Raw genomic sequence first — 17,671 nt, forward strand, 5'->3', positions numbered from 1 at the left:
AAACACTTCCGCTCCGCGCGAAACCGAGCGTCCATCTGTTCGTCAAACCCACCGCATTCTGGAGCAACTCATGGCGTGGAGCGAAAAACACGGAAAGCACTCGTGGCGCGTGCGCTACAGCAAAGACGACGGCACACTCGGCTCGATCAACGGTTTTCCCACCAAGACGTCCGCCGATAACTACGCCGACTCGATCGAGTCCGATCAACGCAAAGGAACCTGGATCGACCCCTCCGCCGGGAAGATCACCCTCGAAGAGTGGAGCGTCGACTGGCTCGAAGCACTTGACGTCGCCGCCAACACCGAATCCCAATACCGCTGCCTACTCAAAAACCATATTTTGCCCCGCTGGGGCCAGGTCGCTCTGTCCGACATCACCAACAGCAGTGTGACCACCTGGGCCAAGAAAACCCGCGCCCGCGGCTACGCCGAGGCATCCGTATCCACCATGACCAAAGTGCTGTCGATGATGCTCGCCGACGCCGCCGACGACCACCTCATCCCCGCCAACCCGATCCGCACCCGCCAACGCGGCAAACGCCGCCGCGCCAAGCGCACCGAACGCCTCTGGGCCACCCCCGACCACGTCGTACGCATCGCCGACCAAGCCGCCGCCTTGGTCGGCCCCTGGGCAGCCGCACTGCTGATCACCGCAGGGTGGACCGGAGCACGCTGGGGAGAACTCCTGGGGCTGCAACGCCACAACACCCACCTCGACGACGCCCGCCTCGTCATCGACCCCGACATCGGAGCCCTGCACGAAGTCGACGGGCGATTCAGCCTCGGCTCCCCCAAAACCGCCGAATCCGCCCGCACCATCACCCTGCCCCCCTTCCTCGTCGAACTACTCCGCTCCCACCTCGCCAGCCACGACCACCCCCATGTCTTCGTCACCAGAGACGACGAGCATCCCCGGCGGTCCAACTTCTCCCGCCGCGCCATGCGCCCCGCCACCGACGGCAACCACCACCTCACCGACCCCGCCATCCGCACCCAGCCGGTCAAACCCGGCCTGACCTTCCACGGACTCCGCCACAGCCACAAAACCTGGCTGATCGAAGACAACATTCCCGAAATCGCCCAAGCTCGCCGCCTCGGCCACACCCTCGGAGACGAAATCCGCGAGATCTACTCTCACCTCGGCCCCACCGTCGAACCCCACCTCATCGACACTCTCCAACAACGCTGGACCAACGCCATCACCGACAACCCCACCCACCACTTCCCGCCAAACTGGCTGACGCACACAACCGCACACCGCACACTCAGAGCAGTGAACTAACACCCACGGAATGGCGGTGCGGGGGTGTGACGCTGCGGGCTCCGTTTCCTGATCTTGTGGTGGGCCTGTCGGTCCGGTTCCTGACCTAGTCTTATAAAGCGCTCTGACCGAAACCGTGGGTTAAATCTGCGTCGCACGGAGTTCCGGCGAATTGCCTCCCATAACAGCTGAGACCGCTCTTCCTCGCAGTGATCATCACAATGATGATCTGCGACGCGTGCGAGGTCAGGGAAGTCCGGTCTCGCCCACGTGCGAGATACCTTGATCACCCTGGCGCGTCTGTACGTCGCGCAAAAGGTCACGCAGGAGTTCGGCCAACTGCTCACGCCGCCCGGATTCGATGCCATCGAGAAGTTCGGCCTCACGGCTAAGAACCAGGTCGACGGTCCGCTCGACGAGCGCGTGGCCAGCGCGAGTCAGCTCCACCCAGACGCTCCGATCAACGGGATCCGTCCATCGCACCACCAGACCCTCGCGTTCGGCCCGGGCCACCCGTTGTGAGATCGCACCCGCCGTGACCAACGTCAACTCGGTCAATTCCCTGGTAGTACGCCTGTAGGGCGATGAGCTGCGGCGCAGCACGCTGAGCAGATCCAGCGTTGCGGAGTCGACCCCTGCATCGGACAGGACCCGTCGGCGGTCATCGCCGAACAACTTGGCCAGTTGCCACACCCGAGTCACCACCCCTATCGACGCAGTGCGTGTACCTGGCCGCTCCCGCTCCCAAGAAGCTGCGATCTCATCTGCAGCATCCGAGACGTCCCTTTGATCGGGCGCCTGTTCGGTACCGTCTGCGTTATCCCTTGTCACTCTCCGCTACCTCCCGCAGCAATGCTCCGGCAAATATAATACGCTACTACTTTATCCCTAAACACCAGAAGGGTCTTCCGCAATGACACCCTCATCGGTTCGGATCAGCAACGATCGTCACTCGACGCGCCGAGGTATCATCATCACCGGCGGGAGTAAAGGATTGGGGTATGCGGTAGCCAAACGACTGGCTCGACAGCGGGATGCGCTGGCGCTTTGCGGCAGGGATACGGGTCGGCTGCGCAGCGCGGCCGCTGAGTTGCGCCATGAATCATGCGCCGAGGTCCACACCGAAGCCCTGGATGTCGTTGATGGCGACCTCGAAGGTTTCATCGAACGGGCAGCCAATGCGTTGGGACGGGTCGACGGTTTAGTGCTGTGCGCTGGGGGCGCAAGTGGCGGCGGATTGGCGGAGTCCACATCGCGAGACTGGCAACGGACCTACGAGCTCAATGTGGGCCACCCTGCACGGGCCCTCCGAACGTGCTTACCGCACCTGAGCGCATCGCGCGGCTCTGCACTACTGATCTCGTCCATCTCGGGTTGGAAGCCGGCTCCGCCCGCCCAGTACGCGGCGGCCAAGGCAGCCCAATTGAGCCTCGCCGCCTCGTGGGCACGCGAGCTGGGCCCACAAGGCGTGCGGGTCAACGCTCTCTCGCCAGGTTCGATGTGCATTCCGGGCGGCACATGGGATCGGCTACGACTCAACGATCCCGCCGCTTACGAAACCTTCCAGCGAGAATTTCCTGGAAAAGAGCTCCCCGGCCCTGATGAAATAGCCGATGTGGCATGTTTCCTCCTCTCCGAGGAAGCAGCCGCTATCAGCGGAACAAATATCCCGGCCGATCGAGCCCAAAATGCGCCAACCGCTTTCGGATACTGAAGGCCCCGTTGCCTACAAGACCGAACATCGACCAGTACGACTAGGTTCCCTTCCGCCGACTTGCTTGCGAACAGCGCTCCATCACGGTACTATATTTAGACCTAAACATGAAAGGAGTGCTTCATGAGCAGGACTGTGCTCGTGACCGGCGGTGGCAGCGGTTTCGGCCGTGCCATCGCCGCTCGGTTCGCCCAGGATTCCGACCGGGTCTTCATCACGGGGCGACGAGTCGACGTGTTGGAGCGGGCAGCCGGTGAACTCGGTAGCAGCACCCATGCGCTTCCGTGTGACGGGACCGACCCGGCCGCGGTCGAGAATGCAGTGGCGGGCATCGACGGTGCAGTGGACGTCTTGGTCAACAACGCGGGCGGGAACACCGACTTCAACATGCCCACCGGAGGCGGGCTAAAAGGAAGCCTGGACCGCTGGCGGGCCAACATCGATGCGAACGTCATCACCGCGGCCCTCATGACCGAGGCATGTGACGACAAACTGGCGCACGGCGGCGCATTGGTCCACATCGGATCCATCGGCGCCGACCAGGGCGGCGGCTCCTACGGCGCGGCTAAAGCAGCGTTGGCATCCTACAACATCGGGCTGGCCAAGCAGTTCGGCCCGCGCGAGATCACGTCCAACGTGGTGGCACCCGGCTATTTTCCGGACACCGAGTTCTTCGGCAACGGACTACCCCAAAGCGTCCACGACCACTTGCTCTCGTTGACCAACCTGGGTCGGCACGGTTACCCCGAAGAGATCGCCGAGGCCGTGCACTTCCTCGCCTCGCCCAACGCACGCTTCATCACCGGTCAGGTCATCAACGTCAACGGGGGCGCCAGCACAACCCGCTGATTACCATTTCCGGAAGCTGGAACAGGCCCCGAGCCGCGACCGCTGCCGCCGGGATTCCGATTCCACTCCCGATCGAACCGGCAACCACCGGCGGAGCCTTGCTTAGTATTAAACAAGCAAGGCTCCGCCCGTTCAGTTTCGATGTCGACACAACCGTATGATTCGACTATTCCACATCGAGTGCATTTGCTACTGCAACCATTGATCGAGCATCAGCGTGGTCTCGAACGGGTTGCGGCTCAGTTGTGAATTGAAGCTCCCCAGCGGCTGCTTTAACAGCTCTTGGATTCCTGCACGATCGACGATATCAAGCGCAGGAGACTCGCCCTGATGCAGCACCCGCCGCACCCTGTCGCGCAGATCCCACTCATACGTCAGATTTCCAGTGGTCGGGTAAGGACTTTTTTTCGGTTTAGCACCGACTCCGGAAGTAGATCGGAAACTGCGCCGCGGAGTACGCTCTTTTCTTTTCCGTCGAAACATTTCATCTTCCACGGAATATTGTAGACGTACTGCACCAACCGGTGATCACAAAAGGGGACACGCACTTCTAGACCCGAAGCCATGCTCAGTCTATCTTTGCGGTCCAGCAGGATCTGGAGCCATCGGGTCAGATGGAGATGACTTAGCTCGCGCATACGCTGCTCGCCCGCGTCTTCTGTGTCAATACGGGCAACCTCGGACACGGCGGACCGGTAGGCATCCGAAACGTATTCGTCGAACCGCGTCTGCCGCCGAAACTGACAGGTCAACAAACTCGGCGGAATGAGCTGCATACGGCTGAGCCATGGGAACTCGGCCCCTGCGACAACTGTCGGGTCATGGAACCATCCGTAACCGCCGAACACTTCATCGGCCGACTCCCCGGAAAGCGCAACCGTGGAATGCTCCCGAATCCGCGAGAACAGCAGGTACAGTGAACTGTCCACGTCACCGAATGTCAGCGGCAGATCATGCGCATCGAGCACCGCGCGAGGCGCCTTGTCACTAAGCAGCGACTCCGACGCCAACTCGATCGTGCGATGATCTGTTCCGATGTGCTCGGCCGCCAGGACCGCATACGGATTATCACGCTCAGGCCGAAATTCGGTGCTCTGGAAGTCGCGAGCACTGCCCGCGAAGTCCACCGAGAACGAGCTCACCTGGCCTTTCCCATTGGCGGCGAGCTCGTTTGCCGCGATGGCGGTCAACGCACTGGAATCGAGCCCGCCGGATAGCAGAGTGCACAGCGGCACGTCTGTAATCAATTGCCTCTGAACGATGTCCTCGAGCAAGTCCCGGACGTGTCCAACTGTCTCGGGAATACCGTCGGCGTGCGGCTCGCTCTCAAGACGCCAGTAGCGGTGCAGACGGCTACCGGTGCGCCCTACCGCCAAGAAACAACCAGGAGGCACCTCGTACAAGTTGCGTAGTGGCGTCTTGCCGGGCGTCTTGGCCAGGGCCAGCAGGTCGGCGAGCCCCTCGTAGTCGACGACTTTGGAGAAGTCCGGGTGCGCCAGTAGAGCCTTGGGTTCGGAGCCGAACAGCACACCACCCGCCAACTCAGAATAGTAGAGCGGCTTGATTCCCAATCGGTCGCGGACCAGCAGCAGCCGCTGCTCGCGCGCGTCCCAGAGAGCAAACGCGAACATCCCGTTGAGCCGATCGACGAGACCCGTGCCCCATTCCTGGTAGGCGGCGAGCACGACTTCGGTGTCGCTGTGCGTGTGGAAGTAATGACCTCGGTGGTACAGCTCGTGTCGTAACTCCTTGAAGTTGTACACCTCGCCGCTGTAGGAGAGCACCGCGTGCGGGTCGGCTTCCGATCCAGCCAGCATCGGCTGGTTGCCTCTCTTGACGTCGATAATCGCCAGCCGTCGGTGTCCGAGGCCGGCGTGCGCGTCTAGCCAGTGGCCGCCCGCGTCCGGCCCCCGAGCGTCCATCGCCGCGGTCATCAATTCCAATGATTCTCGGTCGGATCCCCTGGGTCGCTGGAAATCGACCCAGCCGACGATACCGCACATAGAACCTCGCTCGATCTTGGATATACTTTCCCCGGGTTCGACTCCTGGCCCGGGTCCCTATAGCTTTCCTTCGGCGAGAACGGTGGCCAAACGCTCGAGATCAGCCGACATGAACCGGTCCGCGGTCAGCGTTCGAACGTGCTCGCGGATCTGATTATGAGTTCGCTTGCCCACCGGGCTCAGATAAAAGCTCCGATCGCCGGCGTCCACGGCCTGCGCCGCCGCCAATGCCTCTACTGCAAGAATGCGGTCATTGTTCCGCAGGACGCGACGGGCGTTGCGGGCGGCGATCAGGCCCATACTCACGACATCCTGGTTATCCCCGTTCGCAGGGATGCTCTGTGTACTGGCGGGTCCTATGGTACGATTCTCCGCGACCAGGGCGGTGGCAGGGTATTGACTACCGGCCAGGCCGTTAGAAAGGCCTGGCTCACCAGCCACCAGGAATCCGGGCAAGCCGCCGTTGAGGTGGCGATTGAGCAACCGATTGGTCCGGCGCTCGGAGAGCACGCCGAGTTGGGTCAGTGCGAGGGTAGCGTAGTCCATCGCCAAGGCGACCGGTTGACCGTGGAAGTTCGCCCCGTGGAAAACCTCACCACCGTCGAAGATCAACGGGTTGTCGTTGGCCGAATTCAGCTCGGTTCGCACCACCTGCTCCGCGTGGCCTAGGGCATCGCGCACCGCACCGAGCACCTGCGGTGTTGCCCGTAGCGAATAGGCCTGTTGCAGAAGCACGTCGGTATGGTGGACTCCACTTGAACTGCTTTGTTCCTCGGCTTGTCGCAGAGCTTGCGCTTGGAGCTGGGCGTCGCTCCGGAGCAGCTTGCCACCGGTTGTGAACTCCCGCAGATTCGCGGCCGAGGTGATCTGGCCTGGGTGCGGCCTAGCCAACTCGTGCCCCTCCTCGGCAAGGGGACTGGACGACGTCTCCAGTGCCTCAAGCGCCAGCGCGGCGATGGTCTCGGCTTGTCGTACCTGCTCCAGCGCTCGGCACACGATAAGTGCGCCAAGCCCCGTCATCGCCGACGTCCCGTTAATCAGGGCGAGCCCTTCCTTGAACCGCAGCCGTAACGGCTCGATTCCGCGTTCGCGGAGGACGTGTGCCGTTTCGATAGGTCCGTTGGTGCCAAGGACGAAGCCTTCGCCGATCATGGTGGAGGCGACATGTGCCAACGGGGTCAAATCGCCGCTGGCACCGAGGGATCCGACCTCCGGGATCGCAGGGGTGATGCGCGTGTTGAGGTAGCATTCCATTCGCTGGATCAACTCCGGACGCACCGCCGAGTAGCCACGCACGAGGGCGTTAAGCCGCGCACACAGAATCGCTCTGCCCTCTGCCGCCGAGAACAGCGTCCCCATACCGCAGCTATGACTTCGCACCAGGTTTGTCTGCAGTTCGGTCTCATTGGCTGCGTCCACGACGAAGTTGACCATTTCGCCGAAGCCGGTGGTGACACCATAGACCGGAGCTCGACGTCGGATCAATTCTTCGAGCTGTTCCCGATTTCTGGTCACGCGTTCGAGTGCGGCCCCAGGGATCTCGCATGGAGCGTCTTCCTCGGCGACCTTGCGCACATCGTCGAGGCACACCGTTTCTCCGTCGAGCGGGATCGGCGCGCGTGCAGCAGCGACGCTCATCAGCGCATCTCCAGGACCCGCTCGTTGGTCCCGGCCTCAGGTGTGTTCAGGCGACGCCCCAACACTCTGCTGAGGACCGCGGTCGCCAGTGCTAAGAGGCCGAGCAGGACACACGTAATCGCGAACGAGTTCGCATAGGCGCTGTTAGGGATGGCGCCCGCAGCCTGCTGCGGATTGGCCCCCAGCACGCCGCGATACAGGGTGCCTACCGCCGCGATGCCTAACGCCATAGCCGCCTGCGTCATCGTGTTGATCACTCCGGAGGCGGCGCCTGCAAGTGAGTCGGGTACCTGCGCCATGGTCAAGTTGATCAGCGGAGAAACGACCAGTCCCTGACCGATGCCGGAGACTCCTATGGCCGCTGCCAACAGCACGGCTTGAGTTCCGCTGCCAGCCTGGACGATGAACGGAACCGGGGCATAGCTCGCAGCCATCAACAATGCACCAGTGACCAGGACTCGGCTGCCATAGCGCTCAGCAAGGCCGCGTCCGAACACCGACGCCATCGCGAACCCTAATCCCATCGGTACGAATACCAGTCCCGTACCTAATGGCCCCAGCCCAAGGCCGGACTGCAGGTGGTAGGTCAACACCAGAAAGCAACCGGAATTGCCGCAGAAGAACACGGTGATAGCGGCCATGCTGGTCGGAAACCCAGGCCGACCCAATAGTTTTGGCGGTAGCAGTGGATCTCCTCCCCGCGCAGCCAACCATCGCTGATGTCGGAACAACAGAGCAGTGAGGACAGCGGCGGTGGCAAAGAATACCCATACCCAGAGTGGCCAACCGTGCTCAGCACCGAGGAACAGCGGCACCAACAATGCAGGGAGCACCGTCGCGGTGAGCACCGTGCCGACGGTATCCAATGGAGCAGTCGTCGGACTCCGGCTCTCTCTAATCGTCGCCGGAGCCACCGCCAACATGACCAGCCCCACGGGAACGTTGATCAAAAATATCGTCCGCCACTCGAGTCCAAGAATGTTCCAGTGCAACAACAGGCCGCCACCGATCAAGCCTGCGACCACACCCAGTCCGATTACCGCGCCGTAGAGACCCACGGCCCGCTGCTGGTCACGGGAGTCACCGAAGGTACCGTAGATGAGCGACAGCACCTGCGGCATGAGTACGGCGGCGGCCGCGCCCTGCAAAGCTCGCGCCGCGATCAGCAAGCTGGCCGTCGGAGCCAGCGCGCACAGCAACGACGTCAGCGTGAACGCGGCAACACCGTACTGGAAAACTCTCTTCCGACCGAGCCTGTCGCCAAGTTTGCCACAGGTCACCATGCCGGCCGCGTAGAGGATCACGTATCCGTCAATAATAAATTGCATTTGACCGAATGAAGCACCCAGGCTTTTCTGGATCGGCGGGCTCGCCACGTTAACAATGAACATGTCGATCTGCCCCATGAAAATAGCTAGCAACGCTACTCCGACACCGATCCAGTCACGGGTACTGGACGCCCGAGCAGGCGAACTTTTCATTATAGATGTTGCCACGCTGATTACCTATCCCTAAGAACCTATGAGGTCGACGGCGCGGGATACAACCCGCTCAGCTTGCGAATAATTTAGGCGGGGGTCACAAGCGGATTTGAACAAACCTGCGGGTTGCGGCGAAGCGAGTTCCGCCTTGATTTCGACGCATTCAGAAACATCGTCGGGAGTAGTCTCCAGGTGCAGACCCCCTGGCCAACACCCGCGCGCCCGCAGTACTTCGAAAAACTGCTCGACCTCCGCTACGACATCGGTCATCACCCGCGTTTTCCGCCCGTCCCCGGCGCGCACGGTATTGCCGTGCATCGGGTCACAGAGCCACACCACCTCCCGCGCCAGGGGGCCCAACGCGTCAATGAGCGCAGGTAACCGTTCGTAGAGTCGGCCAGCGCCCATACGCACGATCATGGATACCCGGCCCGGCCTTCGTCCGGCCGTCAATCGTTCGGCGATGGCGACGACGTCCGCCGGTTCCGCAGCAGGCCCTAGCTTGACTCCAACCGGATTGCTGATTCCTTCCGCGAACTCCACGTGCGCATGGTCGACCTGCCGTGTTCTTTCCCCGATCCACAGTAGGTGGGCGGAAGACGCATAATTTCCCCCCTTAACGTGATCAGGCCGGACCAGGGCGCTCTCGAACTCAAGAAGCAGGGCCTCGTGACTGACGTAGGTAGGCGCGAGCATAGACCGCAGGCCGCTGTTGCTTTCGGAAATCAGCAACTGGCGCATGAAGAGCGCTTCCAACGCGCTCGATGCGTGGTCGTAAGCTGCGAGCAGTCGCGTCGGGTCCGGGCGCCGGGAAAGGGCAGTGGCTTCCCGAGCGTTGACGGCATCGCCCAGGTAGGTCGTAAGCACGGTCCCATCCACCAGCGTCTCGGTCGACTGCGACCGGGGTTTCGCGTACTGCCCGGCCAAACGGCCTACGCGGATCGCTGGCATTCCCGCACCTTCCACGATATCGGCGAGCCGATGCACCTGCGTGGCTTTTTCGCGAATGCGGTCGGGGGCGGCGTCGTCGAAGATTTCAGCGCACTCACCGGCTTGAATGACGACCGCCTCACCCCGCGCGACGAACTCCAATTCACCGGCTAGCGCATGAACCGACTCCGCAGAAACCAACGGCGGCCTCTTCAGCAGTTTATCGAAAACATTGACAAGGACGTCCGAATCCTCCCAACTGACCTGGTGGGCAGCTTTGACGGCTACCGGCTGGGAATCTTTCAAGGGTCTACCCGGTCCTATTGAAGGCATTAGGTAAGTCTGCCCTTCAGGTGTCTACATTGGATGCATCTCGAGTTCGCCCGCGGACTGCTCGACCCGCCGGGCGAGGTGAATGAGCCGTTCCTCACTACCGCGCGGACCTACCAGCTGCACCCCCAACGGCGCCCCGTTAATTCGGCTCCGCTGTGCTGGAACTGTGATTGCTGGGAGACCCGCGAAGCTGGCGATCGGCGTGTACCCGATTCTTCGGTCGTAGTCGGGCTCACCCGGCATCGGGATCGTGCTCAGCGACGAACTGTGCACTCGGATGTCCGGCGGTGCCGATGGATCCAGCGGCAGTAGCCAGGCGTCGAGGTCGTCCCCAAACATTGCGGGAGCCTCTCGCCGACTAGACACCATATTTTCCAGAATCTCAGCATAACGCTCGTCATCTACCTTCGCGCCGACGTCCAAGGCACGGTGCGTGCTGTCGAGCAATGGCACTGTGATCCAGCGTCGCCAGAGCTGGTATCCGTCCCTTGCCTGGCGCGCGCAGAGTTGCCAGGCATCTCCCCGAAATCGCCAAAGATCGCCCAGGCGGACCTCGTCGACCACGTGGCCGTCATCGGCCAACCAATCACTTACCTTATCCACGGTCTCCAACATTTCAGAGGAGGCACACCCGTGGCGGATGTTATCCACTACTCCTACTCGATAACGTCGCCGTTCCCATTCCACCCCGCTCGAGGAACGATTTTCCTCCGAGACCAGCGAGCCGAGCCCGAGCCGCCTCCAAAGCAGCGCGAGATCGGCAGCACTGCGTGCCACCAATCCGATCGCATCCATCGGAGGCGAGAGCGGGAAGACGCCATCGAGCAGGTCGGGGGCGTGGCTCATCCGCAAGCCAACGGTGCCGCACTGGCCAGCAGGCCAGCGCACTGATCCCAGTACATCAGTCCCGACAGCCAGATCACAAAGACCCGCCGCTACGGCGACGCCCGCCCCCGTGCTGGAACCCGCCGGGTCGATGTGCGGAAAGCAAGGATTGACGCAACCCGATCCGACACCAATGTTCAGCTCGGTGCTCACCAATTTAGCGATCACCGAAGCTGTACCCCCGTCACCCTGCTCGATCGATTCGATGGCAGGTGCAGATGCTTTTGGATGATGCCGGTACCACCGCAGTCCGAGGCCGGTGGGAAAATCCGCCACGTCGATGGTGTCCTTCACACCGACACGCACCGCTGGAGTAGCTGACCGCCGGGCCACGATGGGTCGGTAACGGGCATCGGCCGCAAGCGTCCACTCCTCGCATTGCTCTGCCCACGCGTCGTCGTCCCAGTCGCCCACGTCGATTTGGTTAAATCGTTGTTCCAACGACGTCCGCACCAGCGGCGGGGGTTGCAGCAATTCGTCCGGGTAACTGAGGCCGGCGCGACGCGCGTAAGAAGCGACAGCTCGGTCGGGGCGCTGATTCGCTTGCACCTCCGAATTTTCGTTTCCTATCGACCAGATCGGGCTTTCGGTTGCACGAGATCTCATCCGCAGGATCCCCCCATATCCGCGCACGGTTCGATGTTCGCGTACAGTTGAGTTACCGGTACTTTTCCTGTCGACGTCTTCGGGATACGGCAGACCCGGTGCACAGCGCGCGGCGGGACTACGTCTTCTAGCACACTGCGGATCGCCTGCAAGATCTGTCCTGCACTAAGGGTTCGCTCGCACCGATAAAATATCTCGTAATGCTCGCCGCGTACCGAATCATGCACCGGTACGCAGACGGCATCGGTACCCGGAACTGCTTCCCGTAACGCGTCGGCAATGTCGGACAATTCGCACCGAAGCCCGTTGATCTTCACCAGATCGGTACCGCGCCCACCAAAATCGAATGAGCGCTCACCTTTGCGAGTGACCACATCGGACAACTGCCACTCCGCTGGGGGATCCGTCATGTCGGAGCGTCGAGCCAGCCGAGGACTCCGAACTGACAACCACTCGCCTTCCGGATACCTTTCCTGCTCGGAAACGCACTCGGCGAACTCGACGTCGGAGAGCAACGTCCACGGCCCTCGGCTGCCGCGGTGCGGCGGTATTCTGCGATGAGCGATACCACCGGTCTCAGTGGACCCGAACAGCTCCACTGCACGAAACTGGGTATCGGCTAGGGCGGAGACGACCTCGTCGGTTGCGTCCACCGTCGGCCCCGTTCCGTGCAGCGCCATCGAGGCTGGCAGCTCGCGGAGCTGGGATAATGACCTCCGCAAAACCACCCAACTCGATGGAAGACACGCGAAGAGCGTGCGCTTTCGCATCGCAGAGCCCGGCAGTGCGGTCGGCTCGTGTCCAACGTTCAGCACGTCGACCGCCAAACGGTCCGGCAGCAACTCTCCCGTCAACCGTCCGAACAGATGGTCGGTCGGAGCGAAGTTCACGACCTGGTCAACCTCTCCGACAAGTTCCCTCGCAAGAACATCGGCTTCCGCACGCAACTGCCACTCAGTACGCCACCAAACGACTGGGGTATTCGCGCTCCCTGAAGTGCGGAAGGGAATCTCCCCGATGGTTTCTGAAATGACACCTGCCGTTGTTTCGGTCATCGGATAGTCCCTAAAGCAGCCATGTCTTCCCGACGGTTCCGCACGAACCGCGCCATATTGTCGATCGTGGAAAAGGCATATCGGATATCGTCGGCCACAAAATCGACCTCGATGCCGAACTGTTTCTCCACCTCAGTGATGCACTCGAGCGCACCGAGGCTGTCGTAACGGTCGCCGAGCGTGTCGCGCAACTCCGAATCGGCGGCCACGTCACGAGCTTCGTCGCCGAACAGGCCCGTGAGTACGCCACGGATCTGCGTTTGAATGTGGTCGAGATCGACAGGTTCCATCCCGCTCATACTTTCCCCTCGCACAAAGTGTGGACATATCCAGATCAACCACTTTACGAGTGGTTGCTCGTTGAGCTGACTTAGTCTCCCGTTTCCGCCGCGCTACGCAGCTGGCCCGCGACACCGAAGCGCACGTCACCCCGCGAAGTCGGACGAAATTCGATGTAGAGCAACGCAGTGCTTTCGGTCATACCGAGTGCTTGCGCGATCTCACGAGCCAGTTCATCGCGAAACTGTTCGTCCCAGCCTTCGGCGATGCAACACAGAACGCTCGCGTAGTGCAACGCTTCACCAGAATCGGGTAGTGCTTCCACGGGCATCCCGCCGACAAAAACACTGCCTTCGTCGGTTTCTTCGAATCGAACAACGACATGCCGGCGATCACTGCCCCGCCGGTACAGCCAGCGAGTGAGCCGTACCGACACTTCCCTGCGGCGTGGCGCACTCATCGCCGGTGTATTGATCACGATTGTCGGCATTCCGCGCGTCTCCTCAGGAAAGCGTGAGCGCCGGAAGGCACTGCAAGTGTCCAGTGAACCGACGATCCAAGAGTTCGGCGAGGCAGTCAGCCAGAGGTCCCCCACCAGCGGGCGCGAGTGGGGTCCACGCGGTCCCTTCCTGCGTACGCACGCGCCCGAGAAAACCTTCGAGCTGGGCAGCCTCGATGACGATGCCGTAGGCATCGGCCGTCGCCACTGCCTCATAGCTGCTCAACAGGTCCGGCATGCGGTTTCCCTCATTGGCGAACCCACCGCTGCGCACTCGGTGCCGCTCCAGGAGCGCGACGACCCCCTCGAACGATCCTCGTCCGAGATAGCGCAGCACGCGGTGAGCCTGCAACCCGGCGCGCAAGGTCGGCGCGGCTCCAGGAACATTGCCGTACCCCGATGCCGGGCTGTCGCCACATGTCACGACGAATCCGGCAAGGCGCCCGACGTCGAGCACATCGGCAACGGGGACATCTAGGACCTCTAGAATCCCCACGGCGGAGGATGTCGAGACCAAGTCCGAACCGCGGCCTTCCCAGTATCCGAAACCGCCGTCAGGGTTTTGCAGTGCTCGCAGCCATGTCGCTATGCTGCGGCAAACCTCCTCGTCGTTCCGGCACGCTCCCGCCGCCAGTGCCCACAGCGTGCAACGAACCTCACTACCCCGCGCCGGCATGTACATCACGCCGCCCTCATTCGGCAGTCGGCAGCCCGCGAGCCACCGGCGCCAGCTCTCCAATCGCGAATCGTCATCGGGTGCGGTCAATGCCGCGGCGGCCGTGCTCAGTGCGTCTCCCGCCTCAGTAGGCTCTCGGTAGGTGAAGCCACCTCCAGGACACGAAAGCTCGCGTACCCTGCTGACAACCGCTTCCGAGTGGGCGGCCGTGTCAGCTTGCAATGCGTCTAAGGAACCGATGGCGCAGAACGATGCCCACACGTCAGCGACGTCGTATCCCGACCACCGTACGAAAGCCCCGGATGGCAGGCGCAATGATTTGATCCACTCGATGCAAGCGATGGCTTCAGCGGGCTCAACCCCCAACGCGTGGAGCGTGGCAGTCGCTCGGTAGGTCGCCCACATACACGGGACCTCGGCACTGGTGCCGAAACGAAATCCGCCCTCCGCACATTGTTGCTCACGAAGCCACTTCACGAGCGCAGGGGCGTCCCATGGCAAAGGAAGATCACGGTGGACCGAGGCCAGGGCACGCCACGTCATGACACCGTAAAAGCAGGCACGCACGTCAGAAGTGCTGTCGTTCGTTCGGTAGGCGTCCTCGGCGTGCTCGGGCGACCAAGTCAGCCCACCGTCGGGTGCTTGTAGCTTCCGCAACCAGCTCACCAATGCCCTGGCGTCAGGGACGTCATCACCGCAGAGTTCAATCACGGTGCGGGTCGAAAAGTGCGTGGCCCACGCATCCGGCGCTTGTCCTGGAACCATCGCATAGGCGACACCGGACCACGTACTGCGGAGCCATTGCGCGGTGCGTTCCAGCCTAGGCACTTTACCTCGAATATCGGCTAACGCGTGCGTGCAGTAGAATGTGGCCCATGCATCTGAAGCCATGCCCTTGCTCCATGCATAACCGCCATCGGCGTTCTGCCGACCGCTGAGCTGGGCGATGGTTTTCTCGAGTTGCGGAACGTCGGATATTCGGTTGAGCCAGGACAGCGTCCGGACCGCAGCATAAGTGCACCAGAGATCAGGTTCCCCCATGGCGACCCCGGTACCGGTGGGCGCAACAGCAACTCCAGTTGTGCTCATGACGTAGACTCCAACACGCGGAAATTGGATCGCTTCCAATTTTTCTGGGAAGCGCCGCTTTTTGTCGTAGCGGGCAGCTGGTTGACGAAGACTACCTCATCCCACTGCAGCCCCAGATTGTCCTGCGATAATGCTTGGAGCCGCGCCGTCATATCCGTTTCGCTGTCCCGATCCCAGTTCACATCGCGCTCCAATATCAGCCGAGCGAACTGACCAGCTGAATCAGCTTCCATCAAGTATCCGGTGGATTCAGTAGCGCCAAAGACGACTTCCTCGACAGCGCGGACCGTCAGATTAGCGTTACGGACCTGCAGCGCATCGGAGCTACGTCCTACGACCTGCACGACCGGAGCTTCATCCCCACATTCGCAAGCTGAGCTGATCTTGACATCGTCGCCCGTGTCCAATCGCAACAAAGATCGGGCATGCAAGTTGAGGGGCGTAACGACCAATCGTCCCGCACCGGAGTCGGACAGTGGAGCCGCTCCGTCGTCAGTGGCCAACTCGAAGTAGTTCGTCGCTGTCAGCAAGTGCAGTTGATCATTGGCACAGCTAGTCGCCAGGGTACCGGTCTCGGTACTGCCGTAGCTGGCGTCGAAAGCACTCGCGTCCCACCATTGCCCAAGGCGCGCGCGGAACGGCGGGGTACTCACCTCACCAAGCAGCATCATCTTCGTGACAGACGCTCCGTACCGCTCGAGCAGCCCTCGTTCTTTGAGTAAACGGCTTAACTGCAGCGCGACGCCGGGGGCGATGAAAACCGTAGAAGGCTGCAAGGTTTCCCATAGACCAATAAGCCTGTCCCAGTCCGATATACCAGTAGTGAACGGGTAGCAACGCGCGTGCGGAAGATCGAGGTATTCGCAAACTCCGACGATCATGTCCGCGACAGGAACGATGTCCGAAGGCATCATAACGAGCACACGTTCGTTTTTCCCTAAGAGATTGCGCCACGATTCAGCAACAGATACAGTGTTCCATATAATGTCTTCTGCTGTTCTCGGCGTTGGCGTCGGTTGCCCCGTCGTGCCAGTCGTTTCGTAGTATTTTACCTCCCTCCTTGCTGCTCCTGCGAGAAACTCTCCCGGAGTCGCTTTCAGGCGATCTTTTGGCGTCCTCGACAGCCCTGCAAACGCCTCCCAAGAAAACTCACCTAACGAGCGATAGGATTCAGTTTTCTGCGCTCGACACCACACGGTCCGAAGTTTTTCTTGATAGAATGAAGAATCCGGGATACCACCCCGACTGCCGGAGATCTCCTTACTAGCGGAACGCAGTTCGTCCATACGTTCTGGACAATTTATCAGCATACGAATACCCCCAAAAGTTACTCGTTCCCAGTGAGCGGCAGCGGCTTCGCTGAACTTCCCCAGCAGCGTGCAGTTTAAGCCTAAACACGCGCGCCGTGCAACCACTTGGGCAATGTCGAGGACAACACCTGGTCAAGCAGCCATGCCCCTACATCCCACCTCGACGGCCGCCTTGCGCGCGCCTGATAGAGACCGCCATCTGCCCTTCTTGCGCTCAAGATAATGCATGTGACAACTGTCAACACGACGCTTAGAGAATACTAAGTGTCTATCGTCACTGGGGTTACCGGGTTCGAAGCGTAACGTTCGGTATCGGTTGGACATAACCTGCGTACACTCGAGGAATGTGCTACTGACGTTGATCGGTGCCAGGATGGGCCTTCGACTTTTGTAGCGGCCCGCCGGTGGTCGACGTCGGGTTTGTTCGTCTGCCCACGGCCGATCCGATGTGCGCAACATGGTCGCGAGGTGGCGGCGCGTGGCGCGGCGGCTGGTGAGGACACCACGATGCCAGCGGCGTCGAGTTGGACCGCCTAGCGAACGGATTGCGCCCCTAGTAGGGCGGTGGAGACGGATCCCGCCCCGTGGGCGGCAGCTGCGCCGTACCGCCGCGTTGCGACCTTGCCGTAGAGGCGGTGGACGCCCAAGAGCAAAAACCTTTGGGCAATCGGCATCTCATGTGAACTTGCCATAGTTCGAATGCAGTAGATAGGCAGTTCTGCAGCATACCGAGACAAGGCCCGCACAACTTCTCATACCGGGCTTCTCTAGCAAACTCCCCGACGCGCACTGTCCGAGCGTTCGCGCCACCCGTCAACGCACTGCAGCAGGCGTCAGTAGCCCGGCACCCCGAACGACGACCACCCACTAAAGATCACCCAGCCGGGCGACAAGGAAATCCTCCCATCACGCGACCCCATTTCACCCCGGCGCCGACCGGTCCTCCCATATTCCTCCCATAAATCGGCGCACACCCACCAGCAAGATCAACTACAAGATCACCAGCACAACATCAAAAAGCCCGCTGACCTGCGCTTTCACGCTAGATCAGCGGGCTTCCGCG

Annotated in this window: 15 protein-coding genes; 3 read left to right on the plus strand and 12 right to left on the minus strand. The window is 61.4% G+C overall.

Annotated elements, in window-relative coordinates:
• Positions 1 to 70: 70 nt before the first annotated feature.
• On the plus strand, positions 71 to 1,282 hold the full coding sequence (locus INP57_RS25815; RefSeq protein WP_200072954.1) for a tyrosine-type recombinase/integrase: 1,212 nt from the start codon (positions 71 to 73) through the stop codon (positions 1,280 to 1,282).
• Between the two features lie 225 nt (positions 1,283 to 1,507).
• Here INP57_RS25815 and INP57_RS25820 read toward each other — a convergent pair whose 3' ends face one another.
• The gene (locus INP57_RS25820; protein WP_307850280.1) at positions 1,508 to 1,954 is read right to left on the minus strand and encodes a MarR family winged helix-turn-helix transcriptional regulator; all 447 of its coding nucleotides are present in this window, start codon (positions 1,952 to 1,954) and stop codon (positions 1,508 to 1,510) included.
• A 220-nt stretch (positions 1,955 to 2,174) separates the two neighbouring features.
• Between INP57_RS25820 and INP57_RS25825 the strand changes: the two genes are divergently transcribed.
• Both INP57_RS25825 and INP57_RS25830 read left to right on the plus strand, forming a co-directional pair.
• Complete coding sequence (locus INP57_RS25825) at positions 2,175 to 2,975, plus strand: SDR family NAD(P)-dependent oxidoreductase (RefSeq protein WP_200072956.1); 801 nt, start codon at positions 2,175 to 2,177, stop codon at positions 2,973 to 2,975.
• Between the two features lie 123 nt (positions 2,976 to 3,098).
• On the plus strand, positions 3,099 to 3,824 hold the full coding sequence (locus INP57_RS25830) for an SDR family NAD(P)-dependent oxidoreductase (protein WP_200072957.1): 726 nt from the start codon (positions 3,099 to 3,101) through the stop codon (positions 3,822 to 3,824).
• A 189-nt stretch (positions 3,825 to 4,013) separates the two neighbouring features.
• Here the strand turns inward: INP57_RS25830 and INP57_RS25835 are convergent, their stop codons facing one another.
• The 11 genes from INP57_RS25835 to INP57_RS25885 form a co-directional block, all read right to left on the minus strand.
• The gene (locus INP57_RS25835; RefSeq protein ID WP_200072958.1) at positions 4,014 to 4,163 is read right to left on the minus strand and encodes a hypothetical protein; all 150 of its coding nucleotides are present in this window, start codon (positions 4,161 to 4,163) and stop codon (positions 4,014 to 4,016) included.
• Between the two features lie 35 nt (positions 4,164 to 4,198).
• The gene (asnB, locus tag INP57_RS25840) at positions 4,199 to 5,827 is read right to left on the minus strand and encodes an asparagine synthase (glutamine-hydrolyzing) (protein WP_200072959.1); all 1,629 of its coding nucleotides are present in this window, start codon (positions 5,825 to 5,827) and stop codon (positions 4,199 to 4,201) included.
• A gap of 57 nt (positions 5,828 to 5,884) precedes the next feature.
• Positions 5,885 to 7,465: a tyrosine 2,3-aminomutase gene (gene cmdF / locus INP57_RS25845; RefSeq protein WP_200072960.1), complete on the minus strand. Its 1,581-nt coding sequence runs from the start codon at positions 7,463 to 7,465 to the stop codon at positions 5,885 to 5,887.
• Complete coding sequence (locus INP57_RS25850) at positions 7,465 to 8,946, minus strand: MFS transporter (RefSeq protein WP_200073042.1); 1,482 nt, start codon at positions 8,944 to 8,946, stop codon at positions 7,465 to 7,467. The genes cmdF and INP57_RS25850 overlap by 1 nt, the downstream gene beginning before the upstream one ends.
• A gap of 30 nt (positions 8,947 to 8,976) precedes the next feature.
• Complete coding sequence (locus INP57_RS25855; protein WP_233628297.1) at positions 8,977 to 10,182, minus strand: 3-deoxy-7-phosphoheptulonate synthase; 1,206 nt, start codon at positions 10,180 to 10,182, stop codon at positions 8,977 to 8,979.
• A gap of 51 nt (positions 10,183 to 10,233) precedes the next feature.
• Complete coding sequence (locus INP57_RS25860; protein WP_200072962.1) at positions 10,234 to 11,700, minus strand: amidase; 1,467 nt, start codon at positions 11,698 to 11,700, stop codon at positions 10,234 to 10,236.
• Complete coding sequence (locus INP57_RS25865; protein ID WP_200072963.1) at positions 11,697 to 12,755, minus strand: acyl-CoA synthetase family protein; 1,059 nt, start codon at positions 12,753 to 12,755, stop codon at positions 11,697 to 11,699. Before INP57_RS25865 ends, INP57_RS25860 begins: the two co-directional genes overlap by 4 nt.
• Positions 12,752 to 13,054, minus strand: a complete 303-nt coding sequence (locus INP57_RS25870) for an acyl carrier protein (protein WP_200072964.1) — start codon at positions 13,052 to 13,054, stop codon at positions 12,752 to 12,754. Before INP57_RS25870 ends, INP57_RS25865 begins: the two co-directional genes overlap by 4 nt.
• Before the next feature lie 71 nt (positions 13,055 to 13,125).
• On the minus strand, positions 13,126 to 13,524 hold the full coding sequence (locus tag INP57_RS25875) for a hypothetical protein (RefSeq protein ID WP_200072965.1): 399 nt from the start codon (positions 13,522 to 13,524) through the stop codon (positions 13,126 to 13,128).
• A gap of 13 nt (positions 13,525 to 13,537) precedes the next feature.
• Positions 13,538 to 15,298, minus strand: coding sequence for a prenyltransferase/squalene oxidase repeat-containing protein (locus INP57_RS25880; RefSeq protein WP_200072966.1), 1,761 nt, complete (start codon positions 15,296 to 15,298; stop codon positions 13,538 to 13,540).
• Positions 15,295 to 16,584, minus strand: coding sequence for a phenylacetate--CoA ligase family protein (locus tag INP57_RS25885; RefSeq protein ID WP_233628298.1), 1,290 nt, complete (start codon positions 16,582 to 16,584; stop codon positions 15,295 to 15,297). The genes INP57_RS25880 and INP57_RS25885 overlap by 4 nt, the downstream gene beginning before the upstream one ends.
• Between the last annotated feature and the right edge of the window lie 1,087 nt (positions 16,585 to 17,671).

Source organism: Saccharopolyspora galaxeae, assembly GCF_016526145.1.
Classification (GTDB): domain Bacteria; phylum Actinomycetota; class Actinomycetes; order Mycobacteriales; family Pseudonocardiaceae; genus Saccharopolyspora_C; species Saccharopolyspora_C galaxeae.

What these genes read in the sequence shown, in the direction of transcription:
- INP57_RS25815 (WP_200072954.1), top strand. Translation starts at nt 71, where the DNA reads ATGGCGTGGAGCGAAAAACACGGAAAGCACTCGTGGCGCGTGCGCTAC.
- INP57_RS25825 (WP_200072956.1), top strand. Translation starts at nt 2,175, where the DNA reads ATGACACCCTCATCGGTTCGGATCAGCAACGATCGTCACTCGACGCGC.
- INP57_RS25830 (WP_200072957.1), top strand. Translation starts at nt 3,099, where the DNA reads ATGAGCAGGACTGTGCTCGTGACCGGCGGTGGCAGCGGTTTCGGCCGT.
- asnB (WP_200072959.1), bottom strand. Translation starts at nt 5,827, where the DNA reads ATGTGCGGTATCGTCGGCTGGGTCGATTTCCAGCGACCCAGGGGATCC.
- cmdF (WP_200072960.1), bottom strand. Translation starts at nt 7,465, where the DNA reads ATGAGCGTCGCTGCTGCACGCGCGCCGATCCCGCTCGACGGAGAAACG.
- INP57_RS25850 (WP_200073042.1), bottom strand. Translation starts at nt 8,946, where the DNA reads ATGAAAAGTTCGCCTGCTCGGGCGTCCAGTACCCGTGACTGGATCGGT.
- INP57_RS25860 (WP_200072962.1), bottom strand. Translation starts at nt 11,700, where the DNA reads ATGAGATCTCGTGCAACCGAAAGCCCGATCTGGTCGATAGGAAACGAA.
- INP57_RS25865 (WP_200072963.1), bottom strand. Translation starts at nt 12,755, where the DNA reads ATGACCGAAACAACGGCAGGTGTCATTTCAGAAACCATCGGGGAGATT.
- INP57_RS25870 (WP_200072964.1), bottom strand. Translation starts at nt 13,054, where the DNA reads ATGAGCGGGATGGAACCTGTCGATCTCGACCACATTCAAACGCAGATC.
- INP57_RS25875 (WP_200072965.1), bottom strand. Translation starts at nt 13,524, where the DNA reads ATGCCGACAATCGTGATCAATACACCGGCGATGAGTGCGCCACGCCGC.
- INP57_RS25880 (WP_200072966.1), bottom strand. Translation starts at nt 15,298, where the DNA reads ATGAGCACAACTGGAGTTGCTGTTGCGCCCACCGGTACCGGGGTCGCC.
- INP57_RS25885 (WP_233628298.1), bottom strand. Translation starts at nt 16,584, where the DNA reads ATGGACGAACTGCGTTCCGCTAGTAAGGAGATCTCCGGCAGTCGGGGT.